At 50.5% G+C, this 12294-nt stretch carries 9 protein-coding genes; 4 read left to right on the forward strand and 5 right to left on the reverse strand.

What is annotated here, in order from left to right:
- The first annotated feature begins 2174 nt into the window (after positions 1-2174).
- Both ACFPQ5_RS06205 and ACFPQ5_RS06210 read left to right on the forward strand, forming a co-directional pair.
- A complete protein-coding gene (locus ACFPQ5_RS06205) occupies positions 2175-3170 on the forward strand; it encodes a GIY-YIG nuclease family protein (RefSeq protein WP_379752408.1) in 996 nt (331 codons plus the stop codon).
- A gap of 248 nt (positions 3171-3418) precedes the next feature.
- Positions 3419-4015 carry a PIN domain-containing protein gene (locus tag ACFPQ5_RS06210; protein WP_379752410.1) on the forward strand — a complete coding sequence of 199 codons (597 nt, stop codon included), beginning with the start codon at positions 3419-3421 and terminating at the stop codon, positions 4013-4015.
- A 661-nt stretch (positions 4016-4676) separates the two neighbouring features.
- Here the strand turns inward: ACFPQ5_RS06210 and ACFPQ5_RS06215 are convergent.
- The 4 genes from ACFPQ5_RS06215 to ACFPQ5_RS06230 all read right to left on the reverse strand — a co-directional run bounded on the left by ACFPQ5_RS06215 (position 4677) and on the right by ACFPQ5_RS06230 (position 8396).
- Entirely contained in the window at positions 4677-4949 is a 273-nt protein-coding gene (locus ACFPQ5_RS06215; protein WP_379752412.1) for a hypothetical protein, read from the reverse strand.
- A 62-nt stretch (positions 4950-5011) separates the two neighbouring features.
- Positions 5012-5800: an NlpC/P60 family protein gene (locus ACFPQ5_RS06220; protein ID WP_379752414.1), complete on the reverse strand. Its 789-nt coding sequence runs from the start codon at positions 5798-5800 to the stop codon at positions 5012-5014.
- Positions 5781-6590 carry a hypothetical protein gene (locus ACFPQ5_RS06225; protein WP_379752416.1) on the reverse strand — a complete coding sequence of 270 codons (810 nt, stop codon included), beginning with the start codon at positions 6588-6590 and terminating at the stop codon, positions 5781-5783. The genes ACFPQ5_RS06220 and ACFPQ5_RS06225 overlap by 20 nt, the downstream gene beginning before the upstream one ends.
- A gap of 9 nt (positions 6591-6599) precedes the next feature.
- Positions 6600-8396, reverse strand: a complete 1797-nt coding sequence (locus ACFPQ5_RS06230; protein ID WP_379752418.1) for a hypothetical protein — start codon at positions 8394-8396, stop codon at positions 6600-6602.
- A 748-nt stretch (positions 8397-9144) separates the two neighbouring features.
- Here ACFPQ5_RS06230 and ACFPQ5_RS06235 point away from each other — a divergent pair.
- A complete protein-coding gene (locus tag ACFPQ5_RS06235; RefSeq protein WP_379752420.1) occupies positions 9145-10008 on the forward strand; it encodes a peptidoglycan-binding protein in 864 nt (287 codons plus the stop codon).
- Between the two features lie 178 nt (positions 10009-10186).
- On the opposite strand, the gene ACFPQ5_RS06240 is transcribed toward ACFPQ5_RS06235, so the two are convergent.
- Positions 10187-11542 carry a transposase gene (locus tag ACFPQ5_RS06240; protein ID WP_379752422.1) on the reverse strand — a complete coding sequence of 452 codons (1356 nt, stop codon included), beginning with the start codon at positions 11540-11542 and terminating at the stop codon, positions 10187-10189.
- A 292-nt stretch (positions 11543-11834) separates the two neighbouring features.
- Here ACFPQ5_RS06240 and ACFPQ5_RS06245 point away from each other — a divergent pair, with 292 nt between their 5' ends.
- Entirely contained in the window at positions 11835-12179 is a 345-nt protein-coding gene (locus ACFPQ5_RS06245; RefSeq protein ID WP_379752424.1) for a hypothetical protein, read from the forward strand.
- The last annotated feature ends 115 nt before the right edge of the window (positions 12180-12294 follow it).

Consider the following 12294-nt stretch of genomic DNA (forward strand, 5'->3'; position numbering starts at 1 on the left):
AACTGAGCAGTCAAGCCGTCCCGGCCTGACTCACACTAACCGGCCTCCACGAAAGCCGGGGCGGTTCAAAAGTGCTCTGGCGAGCACAGCACTCTTAAAGCGATATGACGAGGTACGCCGGCATTCTCCATATAGACTATCGCTGGATGAACGCCATGTTGAATACATACTTTCAGCCCTTCACTGACCTTGTCAGCCGTACTGAAGTCAGTTCGTCCGTTATGTTGGCTCAGCTCCACCATAGTTCCTCCTTGATGTCTGGAAGGTGCTAGCGGAGGTGAATAAGGAGTTAAACTAACTTCGGACGATTCTTTGCTATGTCTCTGAATCTGTAGCAAACTTGCAAAATTTGTCTCGTTGATATTGTGCAAAGCGCTTGGTTACGATAACCGTCTACCTGTCAAAATTCAGACTCCGTTCATTGCCTTACGTAATCGAGGGCTCAGGGGCAGTACACTCTGACGATCTGGCTTTGGTTAAGTCCTGATCCACCTGGTACTTTTACCGTCGCGGAAAGTAATGACCAAGCCATGCGCCGCATTGACACGGCTGCTGAATTTAGAGGATTCATGAAGGAAGTCAAGATAATTCGCGCGCAGTTTCAACAGGATCTGGCTCAAAAAGATTCGATCTGGATATAGCTGTTCGCTTGGTCCAAGTTCCCGACTCGCCGAACTGACAACCATTTGTTTAGACTAACTACCAGCTACGGGTTATCTATCTCCCAACAATTATAATCAGAACGTCCTACTTCCAGGTACCCGTCCAAGCGGTCGATGCAACATACGAGTTCCAGATGAGCTTGCCTAGCCTTAGTAAGTACCACCGAGTGCGCACAGTGTCTTGCCGGCAGGGAGATTGGCGCTAGCATATTGGATTGTTTTCCAAGGGGAAGCATACGTACCAGCCCCATTATCGGAACCGTTCGAAGCGATGTAATAATCACACTTCTGAGCGGGTGGAGTTGTAGTAGTCGTGGGTATGCCGTTCGCTGTTTCAGTGTCAGTGGGCTCAGAAGCCGCAGCAGCGCTAGACGCATCGGCGGCAATAGGCGCCTGCGATTGTCTAGCTGTGTCTACGTAAGTTTGGGCAGCGGTCTGGCTTGGTTGTTCAAAGCCTTCAGCAGTGCCGCCGCCGCAAGCGGTCAAAAATACGGTTGCGGTATAGCACAAAAGGACACGAATATGGCTTCTTGGAGCGAAGGTAAAGCATTTTTGCATCTGAAGTCCTTGCGTTGTGGAATCAATGTATGGTTAGAGGGAAGAACATCCCAAAGGTTCAGTCTTTTGAAGGAAAAATTTCCCGAGCGTATGAATTACACAATAGAAATTTCCTGCATTAAAGTGTTGGTTCAGTAGGGCCTTGGCAAATTTAGTAGCGTAAGCGTGCCATTCAGTCGATCCTTAAGGTTGGCAATGGCCGTTATTGGACACCCAACAGGCACGTAATTGGCCAAAAGTCGCCTTTTAGCGCCGATGACCCTAAGAGCGCCTAACAAAACCCTCTAGTTGCTCAAAAAGCAACATCCGAGTACACTGAGCCGTACCGGCCGTCCGCAATCGGCCAGGAGCGGACCTTAGTGCGCAATTCCGAAACAACCGCTTTCCGATGAATCCGGTGGACTCGTACCGACAGACAGCGTGGAGGAGAGAGATTGAAGATGAGTTCGAGCGTCGACTTTCCCGGATATGAGGACAACGTACCAAATATCTTCGCATCCAAGCAGTCACTACTCTTAAAGATCTACTGAAATCGATGCTCCTAAAATCTCTGTTAGCCGTAATTGTTCTGCTGATACTATTTGTCATCGGCATTTTCGTGTATCGACCGGAAAGAAATCCCGACCTCATACGTGCAGTCTATGCAGAGGAAGCATGCGACGCAGCTCGAAAAGCTTTCATGAATGCGCCGCGAGAGGATACATACGCCCATCGACGACATGTCGAGCAGCTTGATGCGGACGTTCGCCGATACTGCGGCTACTAACGTCTAGTGAGCCAGTAGCCGACGCTCTCCGGGCCCGGCCGTCTTCAATCGGCCAGAAGCGGTCAGTAAGGCGACTGCCAAATCCTGTAATGCAAGAGAGTACGCTTCCGGTTTGTCGAAAGCTTCGCCACCTAGTAGGATTTCCAACTTACATAGCGACGATGAATACAGTTCCAACAGAAATGTCCGTGACCGACGGCCAGGATGAGTCGTCTACTCCAACGACTATCCAGCATCTTGGTGGGCTGGGATTGGGGGGCTTGGCCACATCGGCCGTTACTGAAGCTGAGCCGGATAACTTACACAGCCAGAATCTACTCCGCTGGGCACTATTGCATGGATCGAAAGATCAATCAGTGATTGCTCGAGCCTATGAACTGACAAGCGAGTCCCGCTCCAACCTGCTTAGTAAGGGTACCGTCATTGTCACAAACGGCCGTGAACAAGACCTTGCGTCTTTGAAGGGCGCGCTGCTAAAACAAGTGCTCGAGCGCGGTCCGACTGCGCAGCCTGTCAAGATCACGGGGCTGAAATCGAAGTTAAGGGAGTTACCCAATTTTTGGTCAACTCAATTGGGCGACAAGGTACGGATCAGAGCGCGGGTACCGAAAAAGTCGAACGCCATCCGATCGACTGGCGCGCTTTCTCATAACTACGTCGTCTACGCCATCAAGAACCGGGTGACCGGTCGCATGTATTTTGGCTCCAGCAACAACGTCAAACAGCGTTGGGCCAGCCATCAGCGCGACATGGAACAACTCCGACATAAGAATTACGAATTGCTGGCAGATGCAGTCGAACATGGCACCGCGAGTTTCAAATTTATGGTGCTGTGGCGTTTCGCAACGCGCAAGGAAATGCTGCGACGAGAGCAGTTGCTGATCGCAATGTACTTCAACCGCGATGCTTGCTACAACCTGCGACCTAACGTCATTGTGGATGAAGAACCCGTTACCGTGGAGATCGTGCTGGCCAACAGGTCAGGAGGCTATGCGTCGCACTCGTTTCTTACCTTGCATGCAGCCATTCGGCATTATCGTTTATCGAAGGTCGAGGTGAGGGAGGCAATACGGGCCGGGCACGGGAAGGTAGGCAATGTCCAGTTTCCTACTCATATTCCGATCACGCACTTCGCATTTCGACGAGCGAGACCGGTCGCAGTAAACAAAAAACTTGCTTGGTAAGCGATCGTTGACGTGAATCGCCACAAGTTCAGTAGACGCTGGTGAGCCTACGGCCGCGCCTTCAAAGGATGTACGTATCCGGGATTCCCCTCCGGGGCAAGAGTAGATCACAAGACTGACCAGGTCGATATGCTTTCCAAGTGGCAATAGTCACGGTAGACTGATCGTCAGATTAACATCCGCTACCGGTCGGAAGCTTTCGATCGGCGAGTTTCGTCGCCCACGATGGGGCGACAGAAAGAGATCAGTTGCGTAAAAACATAGTCCTTATCGATTTCGAGAGCGTTCAACCTGCATCTTTGAGTGTGCTTGCGGCTGACCACTTTCGTCTCAAGGTGTTTGTGGGGGCCATGCAAAATAAGGTGCCTTTTGATTTGGTCACGGCCATACAGCGGATGGGCGAGCGTGCGGAATATATTAAGATTGCTGGCAACGGACCAAATGCTTTGGACTTCCATATCGCGTACTACATCGGGCGTATTTCCTGCGACGAATCGGATGCTTTTTTTCACATAATTTCAAAAGATACAGGCTTCGATCCACTTATCCAACATCTTAAAGACCAGAAGATCTTCTGCGGTCGATGGCCAACGCTCGAGGAAATTCCAGCGATCAAAGCAATGCACTTAAAGACTCCTGACGAGCGGGCCCGTGCGTTTCTTGGCAGGTTGCAGCAGCCGAATGCAACAAAACCTCGAACCGAAAAGACGCTGCGAAGCTCTGTCGCTGCTCACTTTCAAAAGCAGATCACGGACTCGGAAGTTTCCGCCGTCATCAATGCGCTACACGCCCTCGGCCATCTGTCGATCACTGCGGGGAAAGTAATATATTTGAACACGAACTAATGCTTACTTTTGCGTAACGGTCTACGTTTGCCGTTCGCGAATTCCGCTAAAGGTAGCAAGTAGAGCTTACCGAAGGAGCGCTATCGGCCAGAAGCGGACGTAAGGCTAGAGTTGGCTTCGCATGCGGCTTGGCGAATTCACCTCTGTTTATGCGAGAGCTTTTGTCCTACCATTTTCAGGAACGACGACCGCCGCTTGCCAGACCGTTAGACTTGCCCTAGCCGCAACTGTTACCTACACTGCGCGGTGACGATGGTCCGCGCTCAGCGCGACACGAATCAATACCTGATCGGCTAATGAAAGTTGCGCGCGCCCATGCTCCTCCAAACAAATTCTGGCAAACGAAAACATGTTCACCTGCTGTCTGAGCTGATCAAGAAGGGTCTCACTCGCAGCTGCCAGTACGCGGGCAGCCAGCCGAAATGTCATGGGGTACGCGACAGATCAGCTCTATGAGATGTGCAAAATGGTCGGTGCAGCGTCAGACGGAGTAGAGGTGCGCTTTACGGACAGCCAGGCGCGTGCACTGGAGCATATTCTGCGCCGCTTTTCTAGCCCGACGACGCCGAAGGCGGTGTCAGTCAGCCAGTAACACACTAGCCGCTGACCGGACACAATCGACGTGATTGTGCGGACGATAGCTAGGCAGATTTGGACGTTCTCATCGCTTGGGGCCTTTATCGGCCGTCGGGGACACCCGCCGCTTCGCCTTGAGCCGCACGATCCTTTCTGCGCGCAACGCACGCCGGATCGTCGCGTCACACACGTGGAGGCCGCAGCGACGCTCCAGCTCGCCGGCAATCTCCACCAGGCTCGCCTGCGCATGATCTGACACGATTTCGTGCAAAACCGCGATATGCTCTGAGTTCAATGCCAAAGGCCTGCCGCCGAGATTCGTCGGCGGCTGCGAATTGGACCGATCTTTCGTAACCATGGCATGTCCTCGCATATCAGGAAAGCATGCCATGGCTATGCCTTCTATTTTGTCTACACCCTCTAAGCTTCATTATGCGATAAGTCTTCCCTTCGTTCTACGTGAACTGTCGTTATCCCACCAACTAGATTAACCGCTGAGCGAGGCCAACGAGCCCGAATGAAGCGCTCTCGGCTGATCCAAGCTACAGAAACCCGATCGCTTTGATTTCCACCCAAAATTCGAAAGGCCTTAGTGTCTTCGCCGGCATAGAATCCCACGTGTCCCTTCCCCGATGTAATTGAGCCACGCCAAAAAACCATGATAGCTCCGAACCGAGGCTCCGTAGGATCACCGAAACGTTCCCAAGCACGAGCAGTAAGCGGATCTTTGGGAAGCACTTCATCAGGTAGGGTAGCGCCAATGCAGTGTGCCGTAAAGAGTCCACACCATGGGACATCGTCGCCAGGATAATAGATATCCAAGTCAGATGCCCAGTCTAGAATTTCTGGGTTATTTCTCGGCCCCAAAATTTCTTTTGTTCCACTCAACCTTCGAGCTTCTTCAAACCATGGTAACACGGGCGAAATATTGTATGTCCCGTCTGATGCCCTGAAAAGCTTTTTTTGAGTAGCCGGCCCCACAACTCCGTCTACCGTCAAGCCGAAATTTTTCTGGAATGCGCGTACAGCCGCGATCGTTCGCCTACCCCAAACTCCATCTATTTCTCCAGGATCATAACCTTGCGAAAAAAGTGCTTTTTGGATCTGAATCACAGAAGCGGAGTCCATAACTATCCCCCATAGTGCAATCTTTTTTTCTTGCAAAAGAAGCGTACTCGAAGAGTTTATTCTAATTCGCGGGTTGAACATGAGCGTTAATCGGCAACTCAGCAAATTCACTTGATACGATAGCTGCCGAGACACCAGTTGGAGAAAGTTTCCTGAAAACCCCAGCAATATAGAGATCTTGCGTACTTGATATCTCAAGCGAATTTGCATTTTTCCATTTTGCAGACACACCAAGATTTCCAGACGCAACCTTCGCATCGATATTCGCTTTTACGCCCGAAGATATGTCCTGGCTATATTGAATAGTCGCCTGAAATCCTCGTACTTTCCACGCTCTGGCCATTACCATTCTGTTTCCGAGTTCTACCCCCTTGCGAATTTGGCCATCCATAGGAAGCTTGGCAAATTCCTGATTGAAACTATCCCAATACGCATCTTCCTGCAAAATGGAGGTAACCCGCACTTTAACAGAACTTGCGTTAGCAAATGCTGCCTGTACCTCACCAGAAATTGGATAAACCACTGGCTTTGCTCCAGCTTTGACGTCGAAGTCCATGCCAGACGTCGCCTCGCCACTACAACCAAATTCCTTGTTAGAAAATACAATATCACGACGGCTGGTAACATCAGACAACTGCGACGTTGGCCACATATCTCCTGTTGTGCTGTCTAAAGACCAAATCGATCCGACACCATTACCGTTAGAAGCGCCGAAATACAAGGTCTTCGACTTCTGCATGTCGCCCAACCCGCATTTAGCTAAAACATCTTCCCACGAAGCCTTCCCAGTCTTTTCTTTTGGACTACATTGAAACCCGCTTAATACAAAAAATGCAGTTACCAAAACTGATATTTTGCTAATAGTTTTCATGTCAGAATCCTATTTTAACGAGAGTAGTTTCTTTATGCTAACCGGAGCGGCTTTGAAATCTCCTTGCACTTTGCTACGACTACTGACCAAACGTTCACTAATTTCGTTTTGCCAAGAGAGCTGCGTCGTTGGATTCGACAGTTCTGAGACAGCAGCAATCCAAGCTAATCTAGGTGTCGAGAAGCTTGTACCACCCCCTAAGCCTGGACAACTACTTTCTCGATCAGAACTGAGACGACCTGGAAACGAAACGACGGCACTCGCTGAATAATGTGAATTCCAAATGTCATTAAATACAGCCGTCGAGCAGGTACTATACCCGGTCTCTAAATCACTGTTCATCACAGCAACGATTTGACGATTAGTCAGCGCATGGCTCGCAAAAAGTCTTTGAGACACAATAAAGTCGGCTCCGTCGTTTCCAGCCGCGGCAAAAACCATATAGGTGAACGCATGAGGAAGCTCGGGAGCAATGGTATAATTTGTGAAATTCCAAGAAGTACTTAGAAAGAATTTAACGTCAACAGAGGGGCGCCCCCCCTTCATATTCAAATCAATTTTTGCGTAGGCGTTGAGGATTTGCAATAAGCCACTGATTAGCGGCTCATATATAGCTATCATATTCTGATCTCTTTTCCAAGGCGTGGAAAGAGTAGACGTAGATGAAAGTGAGGCACTAGCGAACGTATTAGCGAGTTGGATTTCATTCGCAGTTGGCGCCCTAGAGAAAACTTCCGCACCTTTTGCTTTTACTAATTGCGATAACGCTAACAACTCGCGAAAATAATCTTGTGCGCCGATTTGCCCAGGCCGTAAAGGAATATATATTATCTTGATGAGTCCTTGCGCGTCTATTGATCGCGTTTGTAACATCGATTGCCTAATCATACACGAGTGCGGATGATCAGGAGGACTGAAGGCACCCGGGCTAGTTGTGCTGAAAACAGGCATATCCGTGGACTTCAGCTGTATCGCCTTTCTTACGTCGTCAAAAGCCTTCCTAAGGAATTCTAATGATCGTTGTCTATCTTCATATGTCGGCCAACCAGTATCGAAAACGAGGAGATAACGTTCCTTATTTCTTGGAGAATCCTTTAGAGCAGTCTGAATCGACGCCACCTCGTCATCGCTTAAGAATTTTGAGTTTATGTCTGCGCAATCGACTTCGTTGGCGGACAAATTGATTTGTGCTTCGCTACCCGTTGCGTAAATTGCGCCAACTTCGTCCGCTTGTTTTAACAATTCTTTAGCTTGCTCGGATGCCAAAATCTCAGCCCTAAGATAGTTAATTGAGCGACGAAGCGGTTCTTTTATTTTAATTAGCGATTCATACGTCTTATCAACCCCGCTCTCGATACCGCCTAGGCTTTCCTGCGCGATGATTTTTGAGGTATTCTTTGCAATAGTCAGCTTTTCTTCCACCAGATCCGTATCTGTACGGCTTGTTAGCTTAGGCATATCGGGAACAATGATTTTTCCTGCCTTCAGCGACTTCTCGTCTACCACACCATTTAATTCAAATATTTTTCTTTGAATTGCATCATAGGCGGCCGGGGAATTAGTCGGCCCTATACCATATAGCTGCGAAATGACTTTTGACGGAGTGCTTCCTTTTGGGACCACCGCACTTGCGCTAGGAGCTAGCGCAATTGACTGCTTTAACCTTTCCAGTTCTGCAAACGATCTGGTTTGCACGCTAACGATTATTGTTTTAAGCTCAAACTTTTCCTCGGCATGCGCGTCCCATGCTTTACACATGCAAAGCGCGAATACAGCGAAAAGTATTTTTCCAAAAAAATTTTTCATCTGTAGCCATTTAGGTTGTTAGATACGACCCGACTTTCTGGCGAGCACTACCGTTAGGCTTGATGGCATATTTATAGAATATTGTGCTCCAGTTTTTCAAAAAATCTATGTGCCTATCAAAATAATTCGCAACCGTGATTTTTTCGCAACATTCTGTTGTTTTTTGTTGCTTTGATGCACTCCGCAAAGTCTTTTCCGCGTCTAGCTTGCCCCCATCCCCCACCATCGGTTACAGCTCTCGTACGAACGGTTGCTCATGAATCTCCTTTCTAAGGAGGTGCAGTTCAGTCTTAAGTAATGTGCTTGGCTTTGGAATGTTTGTGTAGCAGTCTCGGCACCAAATTTTTCGCCACTGCAAGCTTTCGCTAAAGTCGCAGCATGCCTGTTGCGCCAGGGACAAACGCTAGCTCCACTGGCACCTGAGCAGCCCTCCATAAACTTAGAACGCCTAATAAAACCTCTTGCTTGTCCTGGCGGCAACACCGTACACTGAGCCATTCCAACTTCCGCTATCGGCCAACGCCGGACCTTCGCCGGTACCATCCGATGTGAATCAAAACCGACCTTCTCGACAGTCTTCGCCGGTCCGTACTATGGAGTTGTTTATACGAACCCGACCAGCGAGCTTTCCTTGTCAGGTAGTTGAGTCCGAAAGCATAATTAGCGCCTGGACGGATAATTTATGTGCAGGCCACGAGGGGCATTTAATAGCGGTAGGTTTACTGCGACACCTGGGAGTACAGTCCACATGCCAGAAAACAACATCTTGTTCAAAGATCGCAAGGGCAATTTGGTCGCAAGTGCGATTGCTGGCGGCGCAATCATGTTATTTCTGGCTGTCATTATTTTCGTAATGCCAGAACCAACTACCTTTCAGCGCGGTGTACTACGATTTTTTATAGCCGTTGGTGCAGCAATGCTCGCAACCTTCTTTCTTGGTGGCGTGGTTTTGCAGGGAAATCTAGCTGGATCCAAGGTAGGTGCGGGGGGTGGATTTGCCCTATTTATCTTGATTCAGTTCGTCTTTGATCCGCTAACAATTCAAACGGTCGCTGCTGATGCAGCACCTCAGATTGTGCCGCCGCGTGAAGAGGTGAAACAGGCTCAAGAGGCGCTTTTTCAATCTGGCGCATATGGAGGAGCCATAGACGGAATTCCAGGTGCGGCAACGCGTAACGCTATCAAAAACTTCCAAAAAGAGCGAGGCCTCCCAGCTACGGGGTACGTTGACCCGGCAACCCTACAGGCTTTCAAAGCTGCTGAAAAGCTGACTTCGGGATTCGAGGGACAGGATGTTGTTGCGACCGACGAGCAACGCAGGGGAGTGGCGACGTTAATCCATGAGTATGGACTTCGGTCGTCGCTTGCAATTCCAGTTGTGTTTGACACGTTCGTGCACACCGGTCCAACAAACACAAAGCGCTTTGCCGAAGAGGCAACTAGGGCTATCGGCGGATCACCCCGAACGGGGTTTTCCGAAAGAAATTGGCTGCTTGCCTTTCTACACGCGCGAAAGCAGCACTTAACCCGGGTTTCACCGAACTTGGCGAATCACATTGATGAAGAACGGCTCGTGAAACTTCGAACTGAGGTGGAAACATTGCCTCAATGAACTATCAATGTAGCGGAGTGGGTCTGATGGCCGCTGACTTCCAGCGTTGATCATCCGCAGCTAAGAAATCCAATGGTCCGCTTCGGGCCTATTGCGTTGAAAAACTCCCAGGCAAGAGCAGGCCTGATGAAGTAACTGTACAGGAAAGATTCAGAGGCGTAGTCAAGGCTGTGTTCGCTTAACTCATCGCTAGTTTGATGTCTTGTTTTGGCAGAAGCAGCTTTTTGGCCATTCGCCGAAGATTTTGGGCCGTTGCTGCCAGCAGAAATTCATCATGGGCACCGCTGGGGCCACGCAAGCGTAATTGACCCAATTTAAGGATGCGTTTGAGGTGGGCAAATAGCATTTCGACCTTCTTTCGTTCGCGGCGTGACTGGCGATAAGCCTCGGTCTTGCCGATAGCACGGGCGATATCGCGTGCAGGCTCCTGCGGGCTGCGGTCGATTTTTCGCGCGACCATGTTGGGACAGCACCTCGGTTTCAAGTCGCAAACCCGGCAGTCGTGCACGCTGGCACGATAGCGAAGCAGTGTTTTCACTTGGCCTCGTTGAGGGGGCCTGAGGCACTTACCGGCCGGGCAAACATAGCGATTGTTTTCGTCGTCGAAGAAGAAATCGGTACGGCTGAAAGTGCCGTCGTGATGCTCGGATTTATCCCATACCGGAACGTGCGGCGCGATCCTTTTTTCCTCGACCAGCCACCCCAGCATGGCAGCGACACCGTAATTTGTATCGCCCACCAGTCGCCGCGGCTTGATTGCAAACTTTTCTTCGACGCGATCGATCATGATTTTGGTCGCTTCGACTTCGGCCGTTTTGTTCACGGCCGATGCCTCGACATCGACGATCAATCCCGCTTTCAGATCGATCAGGTAATTTGTCGAGTAAGCAAAAATAGCCGGCCCGGCGGCGGCAGTCCAGGTCGATGCCGGGTCGGTCAGGGAGATTCTTTTTGGCGGGAGTGGTACCGGATTGGCCTGTTCCAACGCGGCGAGGTATTCACGCACCGGCCGGCTTGCCTGCTCCGGATCACCCCAGTCGATATCGGCATTACCCGGGCAAGAACGTTGTCGCTGGGCGTCGGCCTTGATCATGCTGGCGTCAGTCGCAAAACCCTCGCCTTGCACCAAACCCTCGGCCATACAGCGTCGAAGCACCGAATCGAATAGCTTTCGAAAGGCGTCGTGATCGCGGAAGCGGCCGTGTCGATTCTTGGAAAAGCTCGAGTGATCCGGCACCTTGTCTTTCAGGCCGAGACGACAGAACCAGCGGTACGCCAGGTTCATGCTGACTTCTTCGCACAGCCGGCGTTCCGACCGGATCCCGTAGCAGTAGCCGATGATCAGCATTCGAGCCATCAGTTCGGGATCGATCGACGGCCGCCCGGTATGACTGTATGACTCGGCCAGATTCGCGCGAAATTCGCTGAGGTCGAGGTAGCGGTCTACCGCCCTCAACAAGTGGTCTTCGGGAACGTATTCGTCTAGACTGACCGACACGAACAACTCCCGCTTCGTTGCCTGACGCCCCATCATCGCAACCTCCGTATTCGTGACCAGTTAGACAGCGACAGGTCACCGAGATCGCGAACTCAAGCGGACTTTTTCAACACAATAGGCCGGTAGCGGACGCGACAACAGGTATGCTGTGGGCCAAAAGCTGGCAAGGTCCGGTGCAGTGTTATCTAGCTATAAACAGCGGCGTCTTAAACAGACTTTTTGTTCGAGCGCAACAACTACGGACGAACGTTGCAATGATGCTACCAATCTTGATCGGTGAGAGTTGCTCAATCATAATGGATCAGCAACTCAACCAATCAGGACTCCTATGTTCAAAATTAGCCTTATCATTGCCGCCATCAGCACGACAATGCTTACACCGATCGCCTCCGCACAACAAAACAAAGACCCTGGTCAACAAGCCGGTCAACTTATCGGCGCTGCCCTTACTATCCAGGAACAATGCGCAGGCCGTCCATTGCGTTCGCAAGAGGCTGAAAAGGCTCTTCAGGCGCGCGTAATAAACACGATCAGCAAGCAGACTGGATCAACTCCAGACAATGTCCGTCTCGGTTTGGCAGCGGGCGCGATGCAGGTCAGCTTTGCGCCAAAGCCGACTAAGAAAGAATGCAAGGCAGCCGAGAATATCGTGGGTGTAGCACAGAAAATGTAATCGATGTCACGAAGCACCCTTGGCAATCCACGCTTTGCCCACCTCGCCAACACCGAATGGTGCGGTGTCTCGACCGTCCGCAATCGGCCAAAAGCGGTCACATCTAAGGAGCGGT

Origin of the sequence: Massilia suwonensis (genome assembly GCF_042655665.1) — a bacterium.
GTDB classification, from domain to species: Bacteria; Pseudomonadota; Gammaproteobacteria; order Burkholderiales; family Burkholderiaceae_D; genus Telluria; species Telluria suwonensis.

Excerpts from the sequence above, each read along its gene's own strand:
- ACFPQ5_RS06215 (WP_379752412.1), bottom strand. The coding sequence starts at position 4,949 with ATGGTTACGAAAGATCGGTCCAATTCGCAGCCGCCGACGAATCTCGGC.
- ACFPQ5_RS06220 (WP_379752414.1), bottom strand. The coding sequence starts at position 5,800 with ATGTTCAACCCGCGAATTAGAATAAACTCTTCGAGTACGCTTCTTTTG.
- ACFPQ5_RS06225 (WP_379752416.1), bottom strand. The coding sequence starts at position 6,590 with ATGAAAACTATTAGCAAAATATCAGTTTTGGTAACTGCATTTTTTGTA.
- ACFPQ5_RS06230 (WP_379752418.1), bottom strand. The coding sequence starts at position 8,396 with ATGAAAAATTTTTTTGGAAAAATACTTTTCGCTGTATTCGCGCTTTGC.
- ACFPQ5_RS06235 (WP_379752420.1), top strand. The coding sequence starts at position 9,145 with ATGCCAGAAAACAACATCTTGTTCAAAGATCGCAAGGGCAATTTGGTC.
- ACFPQ5_RS06240 (WP_379752422.1), bottom strand. The coding sequence starts at position 11,542 with ATGATGGGGCGTCAGGCAACGAAGCGGGAGTTGTTCGTGTCGGTCAGT.
- ACFPQ5_RS06245 (WP_379752424.1), top strand. The coding sequence starts at position 11,835 with ATGTTCAAAATTAGCCTTATCATTGCCGCCATCAGCACGACAATGCTT.